20 protein-coding genes are annotated in these 22,897 nt (G+C 74.3%); 5 read left to right on the forward strand and 15 right to left on the reverse strand.

The features are described from left to right. Positions 1 to 103: 103 nt before the first annotated feature. Positions 104 to 2,725 carry an FG-GAP repeat domain-containing protein gene (locus CLV35_RS18805; protein ID WP_121195059.1) on the forward strand — a complete coding sequence of 874 codons (2,622 nt, stop codon included), beginning with the start codon at positions 104 to 106 and terminating at the stop codon, positions 2,723 to 2,725. Positions 2,726 to 2,775: 50 nt separating this feature from the next. Here CLV35_RS18805 and CLV35_RS18810 read toward each other — a convergent pair whose 3' ends face one another. The 3 genes from CLV35_RS18810 to CLV35_RS18820 all read right to left on the reverse strand — a co-directional run bounded on the left by CLV35_RS18810 (position 2,776) and on the right by CLV35_RS18820 (position 6,329). Further along, entirely contained in the window at positions 2,776 to 4,395 is a 1,620-nt protein-coding gene (locus CLV35_RS18810; RefSeq protein WP_121195060.1) for an amidohydrolase, read from the reverse strand. Positions 4,396 to 4,462: 67 nt separating this feature from the next. Continuing rightward, positions 4,463 to 5,011 (reverse strand): CAP domain-containing protein, encoded by a 549-nt coding sequence (locus tag CLV35_RS18815; RefSeq protein WP_121195061.1) that lies wholly within the window; start codon positions 5,009 to 5,011, stop codon positions 4,463 to 4,465. 196 nt (positions 5,012 to 5,207) lie between these two features. Continuing rightward, positions 5,208 to 6,329 (reverse strand): M24 family metallopeptidase, encoded by a 1,122-nt coding sequence (locus CLV35_RS18820; RefSeq protein ID WP_121195195.1) that lies wholly within the window; start codon positions 6,327 to 6,329, stop codon positions 5,208 to 5,210. An 80-nt stretch (positions 6,330 to 6,409) separates the two neighbouring features. Between CLV35_RS18820 and CLV35_RS18825 the strand changes: the two genes are divergently transcribed. After that, a complete protein-coding gene (locus CLV35_RS18825) occupies positions 6,410 to 7,330 on the forward strand; it encodes a 5'-3' exonuclease (protein WP_121195196.1) in 921 nt (306 codons plus the stop codon). A 117-nt stretch (positions 7,331 to 7,447) separates the two neighbouring features. Here CLV35_RS18825 and CLV35_RS18830 read toward each other — a convergent pair whose 3' ends face one another. The 7 genes from CLV35_RS18830 to CLV35_RS18855 form a co-directional block, all read right to left on the reverse strand. Then, complete coding sequence (locus CLV35_RS18830) at positions 7,448 to 10,162, reverse strand: DEAD/DEAH box helicase (protein ID WP_121195062.1); 2,715 nt, start codon at positions 10,160 to 10,162, stop codon at positions 7,448 to 7,450. A gap of 65 nt (positions 10,163 to 10,227) precedes the next feature. Then, entirely contained in the window at positions 10,228 to 11,112 is an 885-nt protein-coding gene (tatC, locus tag CLV35_RS18835; protein WP_121195063.1) for a twin-arginine translocase subunit TatC, read from the reverse strand. Between the two features lie 61 nt (positions 11,113 to 11,173). Beyond that, on the reverse strand, positions 11,174 to 11,455 hold the full coding sequence (gene tatA, locus CLV35_RS18840; protein WP_121195064.1) for a Sec-independent protein translocase subunit TatA: 282 nt from the start codon (positions 11,453 to 11,455) through the stop codon (positions 11,174 to 11,176). 144 nt (positions 11,456 to 11,599) lie between these two features. Continuing rightward, positions 11,600 to 11,920, reverse strand: coding sequence for a hypothetical protein (locus CLV35_RS20240; RefSeq protein WP_183062077.1), 321 nt, complete (start codon positions 11,918 to 11,920; stop codon positions 11,600 to 11,602). 138 nt (positions 11,921 to 12,058) lie between these two features. After that, positions 12,059 to 13,024: a helix-turn-helix transcriptional regulator gene (locus CLV35_RS20245; protein WP_183062078.1), complete on the reverse strand. Its 966-nt coding sequence runs from the start codon at positions 13,022 to 13,024 to the stop codon at positions 12,059 to 12,061. Continuing rightward, entirely contained in the window at positions 13,021 to 14,004 is a 984-nt protein-coding gene (locus CLV35_RS20250) for a helix-turn-helix transcriptional regulator (protein WP_183062079.1), read from the reverse strand. The genes CLV35_RS20245 and CLV35_RS20250 overlap by 4 nt, the downstream gene beginning before the upstream one ends. 43 nt (positions 14,005 to 14,047) lie before the next feature. Then, positions 14,048 to 14,419 (reverse strand): FKBP-type peptidyl-prolyl cis-trans isomerase, encoded by a 372-nt coding sequence (locus CLV35_RS18855; protein ID WP_121195065.1) that lies wholly within the window; start codon positions 14,417 to 14,419, stop codon positions 14,048 to 14,050. 75 nt (positions 14,420 to 14,494) lie between these two features. Here CLV35_RS18855 and CLV35_RS18860 point away from each other — a divergent pair, with 75 nt between their 5' ends. After that, on the forward strand, positions 14,495 to 15,589 hold the full coding sequence (locus CLV35_RS18860) for a DUF3866 family protein (protein WP_121195066.1): 1,095 nt from the start codon (positions 14,495 to 14,497) through the stop codon (positions 15,587 to 15,589). Positions 15,590 to 15,673: 84 nt separating this feature from the next. On the opposite strand, the gene CLV35_RS18865 is transcribed toward CLV35_RS18860, so the two are convergent. Together CLV35_RS18865 and pafA are read right to left on the reverse strand one after the other, a co-directional pair. Then, entirely contained in the window at positions 15,674 to 16,618 is a 945-nt protein-coding gene (locus CLV35_RS18865) for a type IV toxin-antitoxin system AbiEi family antitoxin domain-containing protein (RefSeq protein ID WP_121195067.1), read from the reverse strand. Between the two features lie 148 nt (positions 16,619 to 16,766). Then, positions 16,767 to 18,128, reverse strand: coding sequence for a Pup--protein ligase (pafA, locus tag CLV35_RS18870; protein ID WP_121195068.1), 1,362 nt, complete (start codon positions 18,126 to 18,128; stop codon positions 16,767 to 16,769). A 165-nt stretch (positions 18,129 to 18,293) separates the two neighbouring features. On the opposite strand from pafA, the gene CLV35_RS18875 reads away from it, so the two are divergent. Further along, positions 18,294 to 20,120: a putative bifunctional diguanylate cyclase/phosphodiesterase gene (locus CLV35_RS18875; protein WP_183062080.1), complete on the forward strand. Its 1,827-nt coding sequence runs from the start codon at positions 18,294 to 18,296 to the stop codon at positions 20,118 to 20,120. 131 nt (positions 20,121 to 20,251) lie between these two features. Beyond that, positions 20,252 to 20,677, forward strand: a complete 426-nt coding sequence (locus CLV35_RS18880) for a hypothetical protein (RefSeq protein WP_121195197.1) — start codon at positions 20,252 to 20,254, stop codon at positions 20,675 to 20,677. A 42-nt stretch (positions 20,678 to 20,719) separates the two neighbouring features. Here CLV35_RS18880 and CLV35_RS18885 read toward each other — a convergent pair whose 3' ends face one another. The 3 genes from CLV35_RS18885 to prcB form a co-directional block, all read right to left on the reverse strand. Continuing rightward, the gene (locus CLV35_RS18885; RefSeq protein WP_121195070.1) at positions 20,720 to 21,130 is read right to left on the reverse strand and encodes a ChaB family protein; all 411 of its coding nucleotides are present in this window, start codon (positions 21,128 to 21,130) and stop codon (positions 20,720 to 20,722) included. A gap of 109 nt (positions 21,131 to 21,239) precedes the next feature. Further along, on the reverse strand, positions 21,240 to 22,046 hold the full coding sequence (gene prcA / locus CLV35_RS18890) for a proteasome subunit alpha (protein ID WP_121195071.1): 807 nt from the start codon (positions 22,044 to 22,046) through the stop codon (positions 21,240 to 21,242). A gap of 58 nt (positions 22,047 to 22,104) precedes the next feature. Continuing rightward, on the reverse strand, positions 22,105 to 22,827 hold the full coding sequence (gene prcB / locus CLV35_RS18895; RefSeq protein WP_269203941.1) for a proteasome subunit beta: 723 nt from the start codon (positions 22,825 to 22,827) through the stop codon (positions 22,105 to 22,107). Positions 22,828 to 22,897 lie beyond the last annotated feature (70 nt).

Below are 22,897 nucleotides of genomic sequence, written 5' to 3' on the forward strand. Positions count from 1 at the left end.
GTGTCGGGTCCGACACGCCGGTTAGGGTGCCGAGGCCCGGCGACGCGCCGGGCCAGGCGCACGATGGAGCGCCGCCTCCACCGACGTCGCCGGAGTCCGCCCAGTGCTTCTCGCCTCCTCCACCGCCCGACGCCCGCACGCCCGCTGGCTCGCCGCCGGGTCCGCCGCGACCGTCCTCGCCACCGGCCTGACCGTCGCGGTGGGCGCCTCTCCCGCGTCGGCCACCTACGCCCGACCGGGCTCGGTCGACGCCGGGCCTGAAGTGGGCGCCCTGCGCAGCGTGCCGGGCTACGCGCTGCCCGACTCGCGGGTCGCCAAGACCGGCGACGCGGTGAGCCCCGCCTGGGACACGTTCGTGCGCGTGGCGACCCCTCCGGGCGCGGTCGCGGTGTGGGGCGACTGGAACGGCGACGGCGCCTACACGCCCGGCGTCTTCGCGGGCGGCACCTGGACGCTCTACCCGGTCGCGATCGGCAAGTCGCCCGCGCCCGACACGACGATCGGCGGCTTCGGCGCCGCCGGCGACGTCCCCGTGGTCGGCGACTGGGACGGCGACGGGCGCACCGACCTGGGCGTCTTCCGGGCCGGCACCTTCTTCCTGCGCGTGCTGCACGGCTCGGCGCTGGGCCGCACCTCGCGCGTCGCCTTCGGCAGCGCGGGCGACGTGCCCGTGGTCGGCGACTGGGACGGCAACGGCACCGACGACCTCGGCGTGCGCCGCGGCACCACCTTCTACCTGCGCGGTGCGCCGTCTCGGCTCCAGCCGCCGCGGGCGACGCCCAGCCCCTCGAGCACGCCGACCTCCTCGAGCACGCCGACCTCGTCGCGCACGCCGAGCAGCAGCGCCTCACCCTCGAGCTCAGCACGAGGGTCCGCCGCTCCGCGCGCCGCCCTGGTCGGCCGGGCCACTCCCGCGCCCTCGTCGTCGGCGAGCCCCTCGGGCTCGCCCTCTGCCCCGCCCGTGCCCCCGCTGCCGACCGGCATCCCCAAGGGCTCGACCCAGCTGCAGTACGGCTCGGCCGCCGACGAGGCGGTGGCCGGCGACTGGGACGGCGACGGCCGCGACACCGTCGGCGTCGTCCGCGGGCGCACCTGGCTGCTGCGCGACGACCTCTACCCCGGCCCCGCGACCACCGCGGTCGCTGTGACCCGGGCGGCCGGAGCCGTACCCCTCCCGTGGCGCGCGCCCGTGGGCCGCGCCAGCTCGTGCCCCTACCTCGCCGCCCGCACGGTCGCGGCGCGCCACGACGCCAACGCCTCGCTGGTCGTGCCGCCGCAGGGCCTGCGCCAGCCGACGAGCATGGAGGACGTCGAGGGCCAGTCGCGCACGGCGCTGGGCAACGCCGAGCGCTACCTCATGGGCGCGGGCTACCCCTCCCAGACGATGGTGCGCCGCCCCTACGCCGACCTGCTCGGCTACTGGGGCCCGGCCCAGGTGGAGTACGCGATCCGCATCCCCGCGATGCGCGCGGCGGCGCTCTCGATCGGGCTCTCGACCCAGACGTGGGACGCCGGCGCGCTCGGCGTGACCGCCGAGCAGGGTCGCGGCTACCTCGACTGGACGATCCGCACGGTCGCCTGCGAGCACGCGGCGTTCACGCCGGGCGGCTGGGGCTACGGCTGGCAGACGGCCCACTGGGCGATGCTGACCGGGCTCGCGGCCTGGCTGTCGTGGGACTCGGTGGAGCCGCAGGACCGGGAGTACGCCGCGACGATGGTCGTCGCCGAGGCCGACCACCTGCTCACTCTCGACGTCCCCTACTGGCGCGCGGTCGACGGCACCGAGCTGGCCGCCGGCGACACCAAGGCCGAGGAGAACTCGTGGAACGCGGCGCTGCTCGAGCTGGCCGTCGCGATGATGCCCGACCACCCGCGAGCCGCGCTGTGGCGCCGCAAGGCGGTCGACTACGAGGTCTCCTCGTTCGCGACGCCGGGTGACGCGGCGTCCGCCCAGGTGGTCAACGGCGTCGAGGCCCGCGCCCGGCTGCGCGGCACCAACGCCGAGGCCGACGGCGTGATCGTCAACCAGGGCGTGCGCAACCCCGACTACTTCTCCACCGTGCAGCAGGACTGGTGGGGCGTGGCCTTCGCCCGCCTGGCCGGCACGACCGCACCCGAGTCGGCCACCTTCCAGGCCGACCGGCAGTGGTCGGTGCTGACGACGCGCCAGTTCACGCGCACCAACGCCGACGGCACCGTGCAGACCGGTCCGGTCTACGGCGCCGACGGGTCGATCTTCTTCCCCGAGGGCACCCGGTGGGGCGTCGTGCGCCGCGCCCAGTTCGCCTCGCTCGACGCCTACCGGCTGCTCACGACGACCGACCCGGTGCAGCGCGACGAGGCCGTCGACCTGCTCGGCAAGCACCTGGAGGGCCAGCTCGCGCTGCAGGCGCGCAACCCCGACGGCCGGACCTTCCAGCCGGGCGAGGACACCTACCCCGGCCGCGAGGAGTACGCCGCCAGCGAGGTCGCCATGGGCTGGCTCGCTGTCTACGTCGACGCGTGGATGCCGGTGGGCGGCCAGCGCGACACCTCGTTCGAGGCGCCGCTGCCGCAGGTGACCGGGCTCGTGCCGGCGTCGCCCGCCGGACCCGTGGCGCCGGCGGGCACGGCGTCGAGGGCGGGAGCCGCTCGGCTCCTCGAGGGCCGGCTGCCCGACGGGCGCGTGCCGGTGGTCGGGCCGGTCGGCCCGGTCGCCCCCTCGGTGCGCCACCCCTCACCCTGAGGTAGAGGGTTCGGCGCGGCACCCCGCCCGGGTGCCGCGCCGAGCGCCCGTCAGGACGCTTCGTACGCCGTGCGCCCGTCGACGACGGTGCGCAGGCAGCGCGGCGCCGGCACACCGGGCGACAGGTCCGGCAGGCCCGGGATGCCGGAGCGCGGGTCGGTCGACCACGCCGCGACGCGCGAGTCGGGCGCCGCGACGACGAGCTCGCCCGGCTCCCAGACGGCGTAGGTCGCCGGGGCGCCCGGGACGAGCACGCCGGCGTCGTCGCGGCCGATCGCCCGCCACCCGCCCCTCGTGTGCGCCGCGAAGGCGGCGCGGACCGAGAGCCCGGCCCCCGGCGTACGCGGCTGCGAGGCCGCCCGCACCGCCTCCCACGGAGCCAGCGGGGTCACCGGCGCGTCGCTGCCGAAGGCCAGCACGACGCCGGCGGCCGCGAGCGCGCCGAAGGGGTTGAGCCGGGCGGCGCGCTCGGCGCCCAGGCGGGCTGCGTACATGCCGTCGGCGCCGCCCCACGCGGCGTCGAACGCCGGCTGGACCGAGGCGACGACGCCGAGGTCGGCGAGCACGGCGACCGCCCCGGCGTCGGGCATCTCGAGGTGCTCCAGGCGGTGGCGACCGGCGCGCACGACCGACGCGCCGACGCGCTCCGCCGCCTCACGCAGGCCCGCCACGACGACGTCGAGGGCGCCGTCGCCGATCACGTGGAACCCGGCCTGGCTGCCGTCGGCGGCCGCGGCGAGCACGGCGTCGCGCACCTGGGCGGCCGAGACGTAGGGCTCGCCGGACCAGCCCGCGCGGTCGGCGTAGGGCTCGCGCAGCGCCGCGGTGCGCGAGCCGAGCGTGCCGTCGGCCAGCACGTCGCCGGCCGCGCCGGCGGCGCCGAGCTCCAGGGCGCGCGCGCTGGCCCCCAGCTCGCCCCAGTAGCCGGTGACGCGCGGCAGGGCGAGCTCGTCCTCGCTCGTCAGCGAGAGCAGCGCGCGCAGGTCCTCGGGGCCGCCGAAGCCGGGGCCGCCCATCTCGTGGACCGCGCCGATGCCGAGCGACGCGGCGTGGCGCAGCGCCGCCCGCTGGGCGAGCGTGCGCAGCTCGGCGGGCAGGTGGGCGTAGGCCCAGGAGGTGGCGGCGGTGTGCGCGGTGCCGGTGAGGTGGCCGGTGAGGTGGCCGGTCGTGCCGGCCGCGGCCTGTCCTGGAGCGCGGAGCAGCGCCGTGCCGGCCAGCGAGGCGTGCGCGTCGACCCGGCCCAGCAGGACCTGCGCGCCGCCGGCTGCCTCGTCGAGCTCGCCGGCGGTGGGCAGCCGCGGGTCGTCCCAGCGCGTCTCGTCCCAGCCCTCACCGAGCAGCAGCGGCGCGCCGGAGGCCGCACCGCGTACGGCGTCGAGCAGCTCGCGGGCCGAGCGCACGTGCGAGAGGTCGAGCACGGCACCGACCAGCCGCAGCCCGACCGCGGTCGTGTGCACGTGTGCGTCGACGAAGGCGGCGGTGACGAGCGCGCCGTCGAGGTCGACGACCCGCGCGCCGCTGGGGGCCGAGGTGGTGGCGGCCGCGTCCGAGCCCACCCAGGCGACGGTGTCGTCCACGACGAGCAGAGCCGTCGCGAAGGGGTCGGCAGGGCTGTGGACGAAGCCGTTCACGAGCAGCGTGGCGGGGGATGATGGCGGTGTGGAGCTCACCCCGGCATCCTGCCTGTCACCGGTGCGGCGCCGCGCGCCGGTGCTCCGGCTGCGGCGCCCGACGGGGCTAGCGGCCGGGCGCGCGGGTGCGGAAGACCTCGGTCACCCACACCTGCCCGCCGCTGCTGACAGCGCCGACGCCGACCTCGGTGTAGCGCGGGTCGAGCATGTTGGCCAGGTGCTTGGGCGAGTGCACGAGCGCCACGTGGGCCTTGTAGGGCGAGGCGGCGAACGCGACGTTCTCGCCGACGACCCGCCAGCAGCACAGCTGGGCCAGACCCGTGGAGTGGGCCAGCCGGTGGGGGCGGGCCATCTGCGCCGAGTGGGTGGTGGCGTAGGCCGTGAGGTCCTCGGCGACGGTCAGCGCAGGCAGCCCGCGAGACACGCGCAGCGTGTTGACGCGGGTGACGATGCTCGCGGAGTAGGCCGCCCGCTGACGCGCTCGTTTGACTGCGGCGGGCGTCACGTTCTGCGATGCTGTGATCGACGCTGAGGCGTTGGCGACGGAGGTGGTGGCACTCGGGGTGGCGGAGGCGCCAGGCGCAGTGAGGGCTGCGGCCGCCAGGGCTGCAACGCCTGCGGTGGTGGCTGCGAGGCCTGCCAGGGTGCGCTTCATTCGGGACTCCTCTGGCTCGGGTCGGTCGGGGACGTGGCCGTCGGTCCGGGCGGGCACAGGGGTGCCGACGGGCTGGGTCGGCGCTCGCGCCCCCGTCCGGAGTGCTGGTCGTGCTATCGGCAGGGCTCCGCAGAGCCCTGATGTGGTCCCCCCCAGGTGCAGCCGAACGGGTGAGCGGTCGTGGTCGACGGCCAGGTCACCCGCCGACCACCTCCAAGCTCCGGGGCCGCTGGTTGAGCAGCTCGGCGCCCTCGGTGGTGCAGACGACGATGTCTTCGATGCGCGCTCCGTGCGCACCCTCGAGGTAGATCCCCGGCTCGACCGAGAAGGCCATGCCGGGCTCGAGCGCGAGGGTGGAGCCGGAGACGATGTAGGGGTCCTCGTGGGTCTCGAGGCCGATGCCGTGCCCCGTGCGGTGCACGAAGCGCTCGCCGTAGCCCGCGGCCTCGATGACCTCGCGCGCCGCGGCGTCGACCGCCTCGCAGCTGACGCCAGGGGCGACGAGCTCGCAGGCCGCCTGCTGCGCGCGCTGCAGCACGTCGTAGTAGGCGACGAACTCCGCGGGCGGCTCGCCGACCGAGTAGACCCGCGTGCTGTCGGAGCAGTAGCCGTCGGGCATGGTGCCGCCGATGTCGACCACGACCGGCTCGCCGTGCTGCACGACCCGGTCGGAGAGCTCGTGGTGCGGCGAGGCGCCGTTGGGCCCTGACCCCACGATCACGAAGTCGACGCTGACGTGGCCCTCCGCGATGATCGCGTCGGCGATGTCGCGGCCCACCTCGCGCTCGGTCCGGCCGGCGCGCAGCCAGTCGCCGACGCGCGCGTGCACGCGGTCGATGGCCTCGCCCGCCGCGCGCAGCGAGTCGACCTCGGCGGGGTCCTTGCGCATCCGCAGCTCGCGCAGCACGGCGCCCGCGGCGCTCTGCTCGGCGTCGGGAGCCGCGGCGCGCAGGGCGAGCGCCTTCACGGCCCACATCCGGTCGTCGACCGCGAGCCGGCGCGCAGCGGGCACGAGGCCCACCGTGAGCGCGTAGGGGTCGTCGAGCTCGTCCCAGGTCGTGACCTCGAGGCCCAGCCCGCCGATGGGGCTGGCCACCGCCGCAGCCCGCTCGAGCGTGGGCACCACGACCACCGGGTCGCCCGCGGCGCGCAGCACCAGGCAGGTGAGCCGCTCGAGCGCCACCGCGTCGTAGCCGGTGAGGTAGCGCAGATCAGGACCCGGGCTGACGAGCAGCGCGTCGAGCCCCGCGGCGGCGGTCGCCGCCGCTGCCCGCTCGAGCCTCGAGCGCAGTGCGTCGAGGTTCGCCGGCGGGGTCATGGCGAGCACACTATCCACCTCCGCACCGGGCGCACCACAGGTGTCATCTCACACCGTGGTGGCTGTGGCAGCCTGTGCCCATGGCCGAACGCCTCATGGTCGTCGACGCGCCCTCGCTCTACTTCCGGGCGTTCTTCGGCGTGCCCGACTCCGTCACGGCGCCTGACGGGACGCCCGTCAACGCCGTGCGGGGGTTCCTCGACTTCCTGGCCCGGCTGGTCAAGGACCGCGGGCCGACCCGGCTGGTCGCCGCCATGGACGCGTCGTGGCGACCCGACTTCCGGGTTGCCGCGCTGCCCTCCTACAAGGCCCACCGCGTCGCGCCCGAGGGCGGCGAGGTCGTGCCCGACGCCATCGTCGGCCAGGTGCCGGTCATCGAGGAGTGCCTGCGCGCGCTGGGGATCGCGTCGTTCGGGGTGCCGGGCTACGAGGCCGACGACGTGATCGGCTCGGTCGTCCAGGCGTGCGGCGGGGCGATGCCGGCCGACGTCGTGACCGGTGACCGCGACCTGTTCCAGCTCGTCGACGACACCCGCCGGGTGCGCGTCCTCTACGTCGGCAACAAGGGCGTGGGGGCGCACGAGGTCTTCGACCAGGCCAAGCTGAGCGAGAAGTACGGTGTGGCCTCCGGCGACGCCTACGCCGACTTCGCGCTCCTGCGCGGCGACCCGTCCGACGGGCTGCCCGGCGTCGCCGGCATCGGCGAGAAGACCGCCGCCTCCCTGCTCGCGCGGTACGGCACGCTCGCCGGAGTTCTCGACGCGCTCGAGCGGGGCGACCGCGGCATGACCCCCGCCGTCGCCGCCAAGCTGCGCGCGGCGACCGACTACCTCGCCGCTGCGCCCGTCGTCGTCCGCGTCGCCCGCGACGCCCCGCTCCCGCCGCACGACGACCGGCTCCCCCGCTCCCCCGCCGACCCCGACGCCTTCGCCGAGCTCGTACGCCGCTGGGGCCTCGGCGGCTCCGCCGACCGCCTCCTCGCCGTCCTCGCCCGCCCCTGACCCACCTGTCGACGTTGATCGCCCTAGCCGATCGAACTCGTGCCAGGCCGAGCAACTTGCATGGGTCTCGCACGAGGTTGATCGGCCTAGCCGATCAAGCTCAGCCCCGGCGGAGCGTCAGGTGAGGGAGGAGTAGGCGACCACGCCACGGCGTACGCGGTCGATCGCCGCCTGCGCGGCCGGCCGGACGGACGAGCCGTCGGGGGCGGCGGTGGCCAGCTGGCCGAGCAGGTCCATGAGCTGCTTGCACCAGCGGACGAAGTCGCCGGCCGCCAGCCCGCTGTCGCGCAGCACGGTGTCGAGCCGCGCGCCGCTCGCCCAGCGGTAGGCCGCCCACGAGAAGCCGAGGTCGGGCTGGTGGGTGAACTCGAGCTTGTGCTCCTCCTCGAGCCCGTTGAGCGCGCCCCACAGCCGCACGGTCGCCTCGAGCGCGTCGGTCGCGGCGCCGCCGGGCAGCCGGGGCGCGCCGCCGTCGTCGTTGGCCCGCGACTCGAACACCAGCGCCGACGCGCAGGCGGCGAGCTCGGCCGGGCCGAGGTCCTCCCAGATGCCCTCGCGCAGGCACTCGGCAGCGAGCAGGTCGAGCTCGGTGTAGATGCGCCCGAGCCGCTCCCCCGCCACGGTCACCCGATCGCCCTCGAGGTAGCCCAGCGACTCGAGCAGCGCGGTGACCCGGTCGAACGTGCGCGAGATCGTGTGGGTGCGCGCCGCGACCCGCCGCTGCAGCGCCGCGGTGTCGCGCTCGAGCTTGAGGGTCCGCTCGCCCCACCGTGCGTGCTCCTCGCGGTCGGGGCACCGGTGGCACGGGTGGTCGCGCATCGCCTGGCGCAGCCGCGCGATCGCCGGGTCGTCGCCGCCACCACCGCGTACGCGCCGGGGCTTCCCGCCCTCGACCGCCTTCGTGTTGCGCAGCGACGAGGCGAGGTCGCGCCGGGCCTGCGGGTTGCGCGGGTTGAAGCCGCGCGGGATGCGTACGGTGTCGAGCGCCTTCACCGGCACGGGGAAGTCCGCGGCGGTGAGCTTGCGGACCTGCCGGTCAGCGGTCAGGACCGTCGGGCGGGGCCCGTCGAACGAGCCGTTGAAGCCGGGGTCGAGCACGACCGCCAGCCCGGCGCGGCGGCCCGACGGCACCTCGATCACGTCGCCGACCTTGAGCGCCTCGAGCGCGGCGGCGGCCTGTGCCTTGCGGTTGGCGGCGCCCCGGCGGGCCAGCTCGGCCTCGCGGTCGCTGAGGGCGCGACGCAGCGCCGCGTACTCGCCGAAGTCTCCGAGCTCGCAGTGCATCGCCTCGCGGTAGCCCTCGAGCGCCTCCTCGTTGCGCTGCACCTGGCGCGCCAGCCCGACCACCGCCCGGTCGGCCTGGAACTGGGCGAAGGAGGTCTCGAGCAGCTCGCGCGAGCGGCCGCGGCCGTACTGCCGCACCAGGTTGACCGCCATGTTGTAGGACGGCCGGAAGCTCGAGCGCAAGGGATAGGTACGCGTGCTGGCGAGCCCCGCGACGGCTGCCGGATCGAGCCCAGGTGCGTAGACGACGACGGCGTGGCCCTCGACGTCGATGCCGCGGCGACCGGCGCGCCCGGTGAGCTGGGTGTACTCGCCCGGCGTGATGTCGGCGTGGGTCTCGCCGTTCCACTTGGTGAGCTTCTCGAGGATCACCGTGCGCGCAGGCATGTTGATGCCGAGCGCCAGCGTCTCGGTGGCGAACACCGCCTTGACGAGGCCGCGGACGAACAGCTCCTCGACGATCTCCTTGAACGTGGGCAGGAGACCGGCGTGGTGGGCGGCGATGCCGCGCTCGAGCGCCTCGGCGAAGTCGTCGTAGCCGAGGACGTGGAGGTCCTCGTCGGGGATCGTGGAGCTGCGCGCGTCGACGATGCCGCGCACCTCGAGCGCCTCGGCCGGCGTGTTGAGCCGCAGGTTGGCGGCCAGGCACTGCTGCACCGCGGCGTCGCAGCCGGCGCGGCTGAAGATGAAGGTGATGGCCGGGAGCAGGCCCTCGGCACGCAGCCGCTCGATGACGTCGACGCGCGAGGCGCCGCGGAACCCGCCGCCCCTCGGACCGCGCCCGCGCGGCTGTCGGCGGGGGTCGTACATCCGCACGGACTGCTCCCGCGCGACCCGCACGACCTCCGGGTTCACCGCCCGCTGGTCGGGGTCCGTGAACATGTCGTACAAGGTGTCCTGCACCATCACGTGCTGCCAGAGCGGCACCGGCCGGTGCTCCTCGAGGACGACGGTGGTGTCGCCGCGCACGGTCACCAGCCAGTCGCCGAACTCCTCGGCGTTGCTCACGGTCGCCGAGAGCGAGACCAGCCGCACCGACTCGGGCAGGTGGATGATCACCTCTTCCCAGACGGCGCCGCGGAAGCGGTCGGCGAGGTAGTGCACCTCGTCCATCACGACGAACGCGAGCCCGACCAGCGTCGGCGAGCCGGCGTAGAGCATGTTGCGCAGGACCTCGGTCGTCATGACGACGATCGGCGCCTCGCCGTTGACGGTGTTGTCGCCGGTGAGCAGCCCGACCTTCTCGGGGCCGTAGCGCTCGACCAGGTCGTGGAACTTCTGGTTCGACAGCGCCTTGATCGGCGTCGTGTAGAAGCACTTGTGGCCCTGCGCGAGGGCGAGGTGCACGGCGAACTCGCCCACCACCGTCTTCCCGGCGCCGGTCGGCGCGGCGACCAGCACGCCGTGCCCTGCTTCGAGGGCCCTGCACGCGCGCAGCTGGAAGTCGTCGAGCCCGAACTCGTAGCCCGCGCTGAACCTGGCGACCTCCGTGCGGGCCTCGGCGGCCCGCCTCCGCGACGCCGCGTACCGCTCGGCGGGAGAGCTCATGGCCTCAGCGTACGTGTCGGTGCCGACGCTCGCGCGAGGCGCGCGCCGCCCGCCCGGCGCCCGGCTCAGGTGTAGTCGAGCGGCGAGGCCTCGTCGTCGTCGAACTGGTCGTAGTCGGTGCCGCGGGCGGCGCGGCGGCGGTCGTTCCAGACGCAGAACAGGTAGGCCGCGAGGAAGAGCACCACCATCGGCAGGGCGAGCGTCAGCATGGTGAAGGGGTCACCGGTCGGGGTGGCGACGGCGGCGAAGACGAAGATGCCGAAGGTGGTGTAGCGCCACGAGCGCAGCAGGTTGCGGGCCGAGAGCACGCCCGCGACGTTGAGCATGGCGATGAACACCGGCATCTCGAACGCCAGCCCGAAGACCAGGATCATCCGGATGAGGATGTTGAGGTAGTCGCCGACCTCGACCAGGTTCGAGGCGTCGGTCAGCGTGAAGCTCAGCAGGACCGAGATCGCCTTCGGCAGGATCAGGTAGGCGACGACGGCGCCGGAGAAGAACAGCGGGATCGCGGTCGAGAGGAAGGCGATCGACCAGCGGCGCTCGTTGGTGTGCAGCCCGGGCGTCACGAAGGCCCACAGCTGGTAGAGCCACACCGGCGCGGCCAGCAGGATGCCGGTCATCGCGGCCACGGAGAGCGCCGTGTTGAACGGCGCGGTGATGCCGTTCTGCACCAGCGCCGGGCAGCTGGTCTGGCCGAACCCGCGGATGTGGGCGTCGCAGAACGGCTGCACGAGGAACGCAGAGATGCGCTTGTAGAAGACCAGGCCGACGACGACGCCGGGGATCGCCGCCGCGAAGGACTTGACCAGACGCGCGCGCAGCTCGCGCAGGTGCTCGACCAGCGTCATCGCGCCGTCGGGCGAGCGCCGGCGGCGCTTGCGGCGCAGGGGCGGCACGGGTACGCGGGGGCGTCGGCGGTTGCGCGGGATCGGGATCGCCTCGTTCACACCAGCCACGGTCTAGGCAGCCCTCAGCGCTCGGTGGAGGACGTGGGACAGGTGTGCGGGATCAGCGCTCGGAGACGTCCGACGAGTGCTGGGTGGTGTGCGTCACGCGCGTGACCGTCGGGGCCGGGCTCTCGATGGGCCGCGGGGAGGGCGTCACCTGCTGGGTGGTGACGACGGTCTCCTCGTCGGCCTTGTCGTCGTCGCGCAGGCCCTTGGTCTCGGCCTTGAAGATGCGCAGCGAGCGGCCCAGGCCGCGCGCGGTGTCAGGAAGCCGCTTGGCGCCGAAGAGCAGGACGACGACCAGGAGGATGGCGATGATCTCGGGTGCCCCGATGTTGCGCATGCGACAAGGTCCTACTCAGCTCGACAGTGACACCGACCTCTGGATCGTACGCCCCGAGTATGGGCACCGCGACGACTCGAGCCAACCTCGCGCGCGTCGGTCGGGTGACGATTCGGCAACGGCCGTGCGGCCACCCGGGCGGCCTCAGCCGAACAGCGCGTGGGCCTCGGCGTCGATGCGGTCGAGGTTGAGCACGAAGTCGAGGACGTCGTCGTAGGAGATCGCCCCGCCGGTCTTCTCCTCGAGCACCTCGGCCGGCACGTGCCAGCGCTCGGCCGCGACCCCGCCCGAGACCAGCAGCGCGACGATCTCCTCGTCGGCCGGCTTGCGGACCTCGTCGGAGCAGGTGGGGCAGGTGAAGGCGTAGTACGACCACTCGGAGCGCGAGCAGACCACGAGGCGCAGCTGGGCCGGCTTGAGCTCGACGTCGCCGCACATGGGGCACGAAGCCTTGATCGTCGTCATGGTGGGTCCTCCCCGTCCGCCCCGACCCGTGGTGTGTCGGTGATGACAGGGGCTTCGGACGGTCCGGCCTGCGGCTTGACACGTCGGGCGAGCACCACCACCCGTTCAGGCGTACGGGCTCCGAGGAGCGACCCGGCCTCAGGAGTAGGAGGCGAGCGCCTCCGCCGCCGAGGCGTGCACCTCGGCGACCAGCTCCGGCGGGGCGACGACGCGCCCGGCACCGGCCAAGCGCAGGGCGAGCCGGGCGACCCAGCCGGTCTGCGGCGTGCGGAGCTCGACGCGCAGCCGGCCCTCGCCCAGCTCCTCGACGCGCTCGCACGGGTAGTACTCCGACACCCAGCGGCCGCCCGGCTCGAGCTCGAGGGTGACCGTGACGTCGGACTCACCGGGCTGCCAGAGCCCGGCGTCGAGCTCGCGCGGCTGCGCGGTCGCCGGCACCTCGGCAGCGACGTCGAGGACCTCGGCGCGCTCGACGCGGTCGAGGCGGAACAGGCGCACGTCGTCGACCCGCCGGCACCACCCCTCGAGGTAGGGACGGCCTTCCACCACGAGCAGGCGCATCGGGTCGACGTCGCGCTCGGTGACCTCGTCGCGCCCGGCGCTCCAGTAGCGCAGGTGCAGGCGCCGGCCCTCCGCGAGCGCCTCGCGCACCAGCGGCAGCGCGGCCGGGTCGCCCGGCGCGTCGGCGACCTCGACGCCCCGGGCGGCCGAGGCGGCGTCGCCCGCGGCGGCCTCCAGCTTGGCCGTCGTGCGGTCGAGCGCGTCGCGGCCGAGCTCGCCGGGCAGCAGGTCGGGCACGGTGGCGAGCGCCCGGAGGCCGACGAGCAGGGCGAGCGCCTCGTCGGCCCCGAGCCGCAGGGGACGCGCGATGGCGTCGGCGTTGCCGACGTGGATGACCCCGCCCTCGAAGCTGGCCTCGATCAGGTCGTCGGGCATGTGGCCGGGCAGCCCGCAGACGAACAGCAGCTGCAGGTCGTCGACGAGCCGCTCCTCGTCGATGCCGAAGGCGGCCGCCACCTCGGTGACGCGCGCGCCGGGGCGGGCCAGCAGGTAGGGCACCAGCGCGAGCAGCCGGGCGAGCCGGTCGGAGGCTCCGTTCCTCACCGGGCCACCTCGTGGGCCTCGAGCGCCTGGCGCAGCCGGCGCTCGACCTCGGCGCGCAGCTCGGGCGGCTCGAGCGCCGTGGCCGCGGTGCCGAGCGCGGCGATGTCGTCGGCGAGCAGGCCGAGGTCGGCGTAGGCGACCTCCACCACGTCGAAGCCCTCACCGGGCTCGACCGCGGTGGCCGCGCGCCGCAGCCACCCGCCGGAACCGGACCGCAGGCGTACGCGTGCGGTGCCCTCCTGCGTGCGCGGCGCGACCGCCTCGACGGCGGCGCGCAGGTCGACGTCGGCCGGTGCGCTCACCTCGCCGGCGCGGCCGAACGGCTTGACCTGGCCGGCGATGCGGCTCAGGCGGAACACCCGGGTGTCCTGCCGGTCGCGGTCGAAGCCCACGAGGTACCACCGGCCGGCGCGCGACACGACGCCCCAGGGCTCGACGGCCCGCGTGGCGGATGCTCCGGCGCGGCTGCTGCGGTAGTCGAAGCGGACCGGCCGGCGGTCGCGGACCGCCTGCCACAGCGGCAGGAACGCGGGCTCGCTGGCACCGACGCGCGGCTCGATGCCCGCGATGCTGACGTCGGCGGTGGTCGCGTCGGACGCCTGCAGCTTGAGCAGCGCCCGGCTGGCGGGCCCGCTCAGCGCCGCCGACTGCCAGGCGCGCGCCGCGAGGGCCAGCACGGCCATCTCCTCGGGGGTGAAGCGGACCTCGGGCAGCGCGTAGGCCTCGCGGCGCACGCGGTAGCCCACCTCGTCCTCGAACAGCTCGGAGCCGCTGACGCTCGCGGTCTCGACGGGCACGCCCATCTCGCGCAGCTCGTCCTTGTCGCGCTCGAAGCCGCGCTCGAACGCCTCGTCGGACTCGGGGTAGCCAGGGACCAGCCGGCGCAGCTCGCGCCGGGTGAGCGGACGACGCGTGGCCAGCAGCGCGATCAGCAGGTTGAGCAGGCGCTCGGTCTTCTGCCGTGTCGGGGTGCCGGCCACGCGGTCGGGTGTCCTTCGCTCGCTCGTCGTGCTGCGGTCGGGGTCAGCGCACGCGGAGCAGGTCGACGACGAAGATCAGCGTCTCGCCCGGCTTGATGGCCGAGCCGGCGCCGCGGTCGCCGTAGCCCAGGTGCGGCGGGATGGTGAGGCGGCGGCGGCCGCCGACCTTCATGCCCGCGACGCCCTGGTCCCAGCCGGCGATGACGCGACCGCGGCCGAGCGGGAAGACGAACGGGTCGCCGCGGTTCCAGGACGAGTCGAACTCCTCGCCGGTCGAGAACGACACGCCGACGTAGTGGACGGTGACGTTCTGGCCGGGCTGCGCCTCGTCGCCGTCGCCGACGGTGATGTCCTCGACGACCAGGTCGGCCGGCGGGTCGCCGACGGGGAAGTCGACCTCGGGCTTCTCGGCCATGTGCGTGCTCCTCGCCTCGTCCGGATGGCTGTGCCGCAGCGACACTAGCCGACACCATCTGCAAGGGTGGCGCCCGTGATCCAGTGGCGCCAGGGCACCGTCACGACGGTCGACCGCGAGTGGGACGGCGCCCGCGAGGTCACGGTCGAGGTGGACGGGGACGCCGTACGCGCCCTGGCCTACGTCGCGCTCGTCGGCGCGCCCGTGCCCGGCGACCGGGTGCTGCTCAACGTCACCGCGCTGTCCCTCGGCCTCGGCACCGGCGGCTCCGCGCTCGTCGTCGCGCTGCCCGACCGGCTGCCGCCCGACCCGGTGGCGCCTGCGCCGCCCGCCGGGCCCGGGCACCTGGTGAAGGCGCGCTACACCCCGCTCCAGCCGGTCGTCCTCGGGGTCGACGAGCAGGACAGCCCGTGGCACGCGGCGCTCTCCACCGCGGAGTCGCTCGACGGGATGCCGGTGGTCGTGGCCGACCTGCACTCGGCGCTGCCGGCGATCCTCTGCGGCCTGCGGTCGGTGTCGCCGTCACTCCGCGTCGGCTACGTGATGACCGACGGCGCGGCCCTTCCGCTGTGGCTGTCGCGGACGGTGTCGGGGCTGCGGTCGGCCGGGTGGCTCGCCGGGTGCGTGACCGTGGGGCAGAGCTTCGGCGGCGACCTCGAGGCCGTCACGCTGCACACCGGATTGCTGGCTGCGCGGCTGGTGCTGGAGTGCGACGTGGTCGTCGTGACGCAGGGGCCGGGCAACCTCGGCACCGACACCCGCTGGGGCTTCTCCGGCGTCGCCTGCGGAGAGGCCGTCAACGCCGTGGCGGCGCTGTCCGGGCGACCGGTGGCCTCGCTGCGGGTGTCGTCCGCGGACCCGCGCGAGCGGCACCGCGGCGTCTCGCACCACTCGCTCACCGCGTACGGCCGCGTGGCCCTCGCCCGCGCCGACGTGGTGGTGCCGCTGCTGGGCGGGTCGTTCGGGGACCGCGTCGTGGCCGACGCCGCACCGCTCGCGGCCCGGCACCGGCTGGTGGAGGTGGCGTGCGACGGGCTGCCCGAAGCGCTGGCCACCTCACCCGTACGCCTGTCGTCGATGGGCCGCGGCTACGCCGACGACCCGCCCTGCTTCCTCTCCCCCGCCGCCGCCGGCGCCCACGCCGCGACGTTGGCGGCTCCCCGACGTTGATCGCCCTAGCCGATCGAACTCGTGCGAGGCCTAGCAAGTTGAATGGGTCTGGCGCGATGTTCGTAGGCCTGGCTGCGGAGCAGTTCAGTCCGCCCGTCGCAGGTGAGCAACGGCGACTGCCGCGCGGATCTTCTCCCGAAGGACGTCGAGGCGACCGAGGTCGGCCCAGGTGATGCGGACGAACGCCCACCCCATCTGCCGCAGGTCGTCCTCACGCCGCTTCTCCGCGTCGAAGACGGCGTGGGGCGAGTCGAGGTACTTGATGCGTCCGTCGAACTCGATGATCACGTGGACGCTCGGCAGGAGGAAGTCGGCGAAGTACCTCGCACCCGAGGCGCCATGCACCTCTGCCTGCGCCACGGCCTCGAGCCAGCCGAGCGCGTGCAGGTCGAGGCGGAGCAGGCTCTCACCGGGCGAGTCGGCGCGACCGTCCGCTGCGGCGACGACTCGACCCGCCCGGAGCGAGCCCCGCCAGAAGCGCACGAACTCGAGGGCGGTCGCCAGCTCCCCCGGCGCGACGAGTCGCTGGTGGAGGGCGCTGTCCGCTGCAACGACCGCCTCGCGGAAGGGCAGGTAGCGCGCGAGGTCGACCACCGTACGCGCCGGTGCGGTGATCGCGACGCCCTGGGCGTCGGTCGCCACGTGGTGCGCGGGCAGCGGCGCGTCGAGCACGCGCAGACCGGCGCGCACGCGAGTCGTGGAGGTCGTACGCGTGACCTCCACGTCGCTCGGCCCCTCGAGCAGCGACATGCCCGAGAGCAGAGCAGCTGAGCGGTGGCTCGCGACCGCCCCGGGGCCCAGCTTCAGCAGGTGGCCCTGGACGAACAACCGGTGGCGCTGAGCCTGGCCGCTCATCGAGTCGAAGGTGGCGCGGTCGACATAGACGCCGTGCCGCAGGCGGACCCACTGCCGGGTGCGGACGAGTCGCGTGATCTCGTCGCGCGAGACACCGGCTGCGAGAGCTTCGGACGCCGCGAACACCCGGCCAGCGAGCAACGACGAATGCTGCCCCGACGATCGTGTCGACATCGGTCGATCGTCTGCCAAGTGGTGTGTCAGCCGCTGTGGTTGTCCACAGGCGTGCGAGGCCCACGAACCTCGTGCCAGGCCGAGCAACTTGCGTCGGCCTCGCACGAGTTTGATCGGCTAGGGCGATCAACGTCGCGGAGCGCGCCCCCTACATGGAGGCGATGAGCTTGTCGACGCGCTCGTCGACGGCGCGGAAGGGGTCCTTGCAGAGGACGGTGCGCTGGGCCTGGTCGTTGAGCTTGAGGTGCACCCAGTCGACGGTGAAGTCGCGGCGCTTCTCCTGGGCGCGCTTGATGAACTCGCCGCGCAGCCGGGCCCGGGTGGTCTGGGGTGGCACGGACTTGGCCTCGAAGACCTCGAGGTCCTCGACCTCGCGGTCGACGACGCCCTGCGACTCGAGCAGGTAGTAGAGGCCGCGTCCGCGCCGGATGTCGTGGTAGGCGAGGTCGAGGTGGGCGACGCGGGCGGAGCCGAGGGCGAGGTCGTGCTTGGCGCGGTAGCGCTCGAGCAGCTTGTACTTGATCACCCAGTCGATCTCGCGGCCGACGAGGTCGAGGTCGCCGGACGAGACGGCGGTCAGCGTCCGCTCCCACAGGTCGAGCACGCGCGCGACGGTCGGGTCGGAGATCTCGCGGCGGGCCACGAAGTCGCGCGCCCGCGTGAAGTACTCCTCCTGGATCTCGAGCGCGGAGGCCTCGCGCCCGTTCGCCAGGCGCACCTTCCGCCGGCCGGTGATGTCGTGGCTGATCTCGCGGATGGCGCGGATGGGGTTCTCGAGCGTCAGGTCGCGCATGACGACCCCGGCCTCGACCATCCGGAGCACGAGGTCGGCCGAGCCCACCTTGAGCAGGGTCGTCGACTCGCTCATGTTGGCGTCGCCGACGATGACGTGGAGCCGGCGGTAGCGCTCGGCGTCGGCGTGCGGCTCGTCGCGGGTGTTGATGATCGGGCGCGAGCGGGTCGTGGCCGACGACACGCCCTCCCAGATGTGCTCGGCGCGCTGCGAGACGCAGTAGACGGCGCCGCGCGGGGTCTGCAGCACCTTGCCCGCGCCGCACACGATCTGGCGGGTCACCAGGAACGGGATCAGCACGTCGGCCAGCCGCGAGAACTCGCCGTGCCGGCCCACGAGGTAGTTCTCGTGGCAGCCGTAGGAGTTGCCGGCCGAGTCGGTGTTGTTCTTGAACAGGTAGACGTCGCCCGCGATGCCCTCCTCGCGCAGCCGGCGCTCGGCGTCGATGAGCAGCCCCTCGAGGATCCGCTCCCCCGCCTTGTCGTGGACGACCAGGTCGCGCACGGAGTCGCACTCGGGCGTCGCGTACTCGGGGTGGGAGCCCACGTCGAGGTAGAGCCGAGCGCCGTTGGCGAGGAACACGTTGCTCGAGCGGCCCCACGACACGACGCGCCGGAACAGGTAGCGGGCGACCTCGTCGGGGCTCAGCCGGCGCTGCCCTCGGAACGTGCACGTGACGCCGTACTCGTTCTCGATGCCGAAGATCCGCCGGTCGATGATCGTGTCCCGTCTGCCGCGCCGTGCAGTGCCACGCCCTCGTCAAGAGCCTATACACACCGCCTCGGGTACGCGGTGCGGCCGATGCGCTCAACTCCCCGGCCGCGGTGCCGATCAGTGGCCCGAGAGCCCCGACCTGGGGGCGGCGAGCCGGCGGAGGACTGCGTGCGCCCGGTGCCCCTGCGCGGCCCTGCAGCGCTGCGCCGCGCCCTCGGCCCGGAGCGGCTCGAGCGGCTCGCCGAGCTCCTGCGCCCGACGCCCACCAACGCCACCCCGCTGAAGGTCTCGCTCGTCACCGGTGCGCTGTTCGGCAGCGGCGGCCTCGTCTCGCTGATCGCCCTGCTGTTCCCCCAGCCGTCGGTGACCCACGTCGGGCTGCTGCAGCTCCTGGCGGTCGTCGCGGTCGCTGCCGCGGTCGGGCTGGTCGCCGTGGGCCGGCACATCCCGGTCTGGGCGCACCACCTGGCGGTGTGCAGCGGCTCGCTGATCATCACCGTGAGCGTGCTCGCCGCGGGTGGTGGCGGGGCCTCGCTGGCCTACGCGAGCCTCTACGTCTTCATCGCCGTCGACACCTTCTTCTTCTACTCGTGGCCGGTCGCGACCGCGCACACGACGTGCGCGGTCGGTGCCGGCGCGGGCGCCCTGATCACGACCGGCAAGGCGTCGGCCGGCCAGGGCGTCATGCTCGTCGGCGTGGTGCTCGCAGTCGCCACCGTCACCGGGTACCTCGCCAACGCCGCGTCAGCGGCGGAGTTCGACGTCCTGACTCGGCTGCCGAACCGGCGCGGCTTCGACCGGCTGCTCGGCGACGCGATGACGGCGGCGGAGCGTACGCAGAGCACCCTGCTCGTCGCGCTGATCGACCTCGACCACTTCCGCCACGTCAACGAGCGCGACGGCTCCGGTGCCGGTGACCGCCTGCTGCGCGCGGTCGCCAAGGCGTGGGGGCCGCTGCTGCGGCCGGGCCAGGTGCTCGCACGCTTCGGCGGCGACGAGTTCGCGCTGCTGCTGCCCAGCTGTCCGAGCGACCGCGCCACCGTCATCGTCGACGAGCTGCGCCGCGCACTGCCCGAGGGCCGCACCGCCTCGGCCGGGCTGGCCGAGTGGGAGCCCGGCGACTCCGCCTCCATCCTGGTCAACCGCGCCGACGTCGCGCTCTACGAGGCCAAGCGCTCGGGCCGGGACCGCACCGTGCACCAGGCCGGAGACCGGGCCGCCGCCGAGGAGCTGCGCCGCGCGCTCGTCGGCGGCGAGCTGCACGTCTACTTCCAGCCGATCGTCGACCTCGGCGGGCCGGTTCCCTGCGTCACCGGCGCCGAGGCGCTGGTGCGCTGGATCCACCCGGAGCGCGGCACCGTCCCGCCGCTCGAGTTCATCCCGTTCGCCGAGAGCAGCGGGCTCATCCGGGAGATCGGGCGGCACGTGCTGTTCGAGGCGTGCGAGCACGCGGCGGCCTGGGACCGCTCCGAGGGCCGGCCGCTCAAGGTCACCGTCAACGTCTCGGCCCGCGAGCTCGACGACGAGTGCTACGCCGAGCAGGTGCACGAGGCGCTGGAGCGCTCCGGCCTCCCGGCCGACGCGCTCGTGCTCGAGATCACCGAGAGCACGCTCTCGGGGCCGGGCGAGCAGGCGCAGCGGACCCTGGAGCACCTGCGGGGCCACGGCGTACGCATCGCGATCGACGACTTCGGCACCGGCTACTCGAGCCTGAGCCGGCTCGACGCCCTCCCCATCGACATCCTCAAGATCGACCGGTCCTTCGTGTCGCCGATCGGGCCCACCACCCGCTCGGCGCCCCTGGTCGCGGCGATCACCGCGATGGCCAGCGCGCTCGGGCTGGCCGTCGTCGCCGAGGGCGTCGAGGACGAGCACCAGGCGCTGCTGCTCGCGTCGCTGGGCTGCGGCGAGGGCCAGGGCTACCTGTTCGGCCGCCCCGTGCCGCCGGCCGAGCTGCTGGCCCAGGTGGAGCCCGTGGCGGCCGAGCGGTTGTGAGACCGTCGCCGGCGGGTAGGCCCGCCGGCATGAGCAGCGACTCCCCGACAGACACCACCACCAGCGTGGCCAGCGCCACGCGCACCACCCTCGACGGGCCGCCGGACGGCAGCGTGCCCGTCACCGAGCGCATGCTCGAGGACCACGTGCGCCCTGAGGGCCTCGACGACGCCACGGTCGCTGCGGTCGGCCGGCTGACCGAGGCGCTCGAGACCGTCGAGCGCGCCCGCGGGCGGCTCTTCGACTTCCACCAGCTCACCGGCGAGGCCGACATCAAGGCGGGCGACGCGGCGGAGCAGCTGCGCGCGGCCGGCCACGTCGAGCTCGCCGAGCGCGTCGAGACCGAGCTAGTCGGCCGCAACGTGCTCAAGGGCCGCTGGACGTTCCAGATCGTCGAGGACTACGACGACGGCTACTGGTCGACGTTCCGCGGGCTCGAGCGCGACGTGCGCGAGGCGCTCACCGGCGGGCGCCGGCACGTCTACGAGGCGGAGATGAAGGAGGACCGGCGTACGCACGGGCTCCCGGGCCACGAGGCCCGGCCCGCCGAGCTCTGAGACCCGGTCCGCACCGGGGGTCCACGGCGCAGGCGCGGGAGCTCAGCCCTTCCGCGCCTTCGCCGTCGCCCTGTCGTTGGCCTTGCCGATCGCGTCGACCAGCTCGTCCTTGGTCATGCGCGAGCGGCCCTTGACCTCGAGGCGCCGCGCGACCTGCAGGAGGTGCTCCTTGCTGGCGTTCGCGTCCACCCCGCCCTTGGTGGGCCCGGTGGCCGAGGAGGTCTCCGACGCCTTCTTCGCCGCCTGCGCGTCGCTGGGCCCGCGCTGGTCCTTCGGCTCCCAGTGGTCGCCGACCTTCTCGAACGAGTGCTTCACCGCCGAGAACGCGGTGCGGTGGGCGCGCTCGCCCTCGCCGTAGGTCTCGACCGCCGAGTCGTGGGTCTCGACCCAGGTGTCCTGGGCCTTCTCCGGCGAGCGGGCGAGCGTCGAGGGCAGCTCCTTGCGACCGGGCATCGCGCACCTCCGGGTCCGACGGGGTCGTCTCCCCCGACTCGTTCCCCTCCTCGCCGGCTCTCGCACCTGCGCGGGCCGCCCGCTCTGCGCGGCCCGGCAGCCGAGCCGGTCAGCCCTCGGGCGTCGGTCCTGCGGGCTCGTGGCCCCCGCCGGCCAGCTTCGTCGGGCCGGGGACCTCGCGCAGGGCCGGGTCGTCAGGGGCCAGCGACACGTCGGCGACCTCGCCGTCGAGCAGCGCGGCCAGCGCCGTGCCGGCCAGGCGGCGGAACTTGCGCCGCGGCCGGCCGCGGTCGAGCACCGCGACCTCGAGCTGGCCCGGTGTCAAGGCGCGGGCCTCGCCGCCGGCCGGGTCGCGCGCGAGCAGCTCGACCGCGAGGCCGAGCGCGTCGCGCAGCGGCAGCCCCGGGGTCCAGCGCTCCTGCAGGACGCTCGCGATGGTGTCGGCCTGCCCGCCCATGACGACGAAGCCCTGTTCGTCGGCGACCGACCCGTCGTAGGTGAGCCGGTAGATCTGGTCGTCGTCGGGCGTCTCGCCGACCTCGGCCACGGCCAGCTCGACCTCGTAGGGCTTCGAGGTCTCCGTGAAGATCGTGCCGAGCGTCTGGGCGTAGACGTTGGCGAGCCCGCGGCCGGTCACGTCGCGCCGGTCGTAGGCGTAGCCGCGGAAGTCGGCGATGCGCACGCCTGCTATGCGCAGGTTCTCGAACTCGTTGTACTTGCCGACCGCGGCGAACGCGATGCGGTCGTAGATCTCGGAGATCTTGTGCAGCGCGCGCGAGGGGTTCTCGGCCACGAAGAGGATGCCGTCGGCGTAGGCGAGGACGAGCACGCTGCGCCCGCGGGCGATGCCCTTGCGGGCGTAGTCCGCCTTGTCCTTCATGACCTGCTCGGGCGAGACGTAGAACGGCATGCTCACCGGGGCTCGGGCCTCCTTCTCGGGTGGTTCTGGGACGGCGGGGTGGGTGCGACGGCGGTCAGGTCAGCGGTGCGCCGGGACCGCCGGGGCGCGCCATGCGCCCGGCGAGCACGGTCTCGACGACCGCGCCGACCTCGTCGTCGGCCAGGCGCCGGTAGCCCTCGGCGCCGACGACCGCGACCACCGGGAAGATGCGCCGGGTCAGGTCGGGCCCGCCGGTGGCGCTGTCGTCGTCGGCGGCGTCGTAGAGCGCCTGCACGCTGCACGTGACAGCGTCCTCGGCGCTGAGACCGTCGCGGAAGAGCTTCTTGAGCGCGCCCCGGGCGAACAGCGAGCCCGAGCCCACCGAGTGGTAGCGCGTCTCCTCGTAGCGCCCGCCCGTGACGTCGTAGCTGAAGATGCGCCCCTGCTCGGACTCGGGGTCGTAGCCCGCGAACAGCGGCACGACCGCCAGGCCCTGCATGGCCAGGCCGAGGTTGCCTCGGATCATGGTCGCGAGCCGGTTGGCCTTGCCCTCGAGCGAGAGCGTCGTGCCCTCGAGCTTCTCGTAGTGCTCGAGCTCGACCTGGAACAGGCGCACCATCTCGACGGCCAGCCCGGCGGCCCCCGCGATGCCGACCGCGGAGAACTCGTCGGCGTGGAAGACCTTCTCGATGTCGCGCGAGGCGATCAGGTTGCCCATGGTCGCGCGCCGGTCGCCAGCCATGACCACGCCGCCGTCGAAGGTGATGGCCACGATGGTCGTCGCGTGGGGGCTCTCGCCCGTCGCGGCGGTCGCCAGCCATGACCACGCCGCCGTCGAAGGTGATGGCCACGATGGTCGTCGCGTGGGGGCTCTCGCCCGTCGCGGC

Source organism: Motilibacter peucedani (genome assembly GCF_003634695.1).
Classification (GTDB): domain Bacteria; phylum Actinomycetota; class Actinomycetes; order Motilibacterales; family Motilibacteraceae; genus Motilibacter; species Motilibacter peucedani.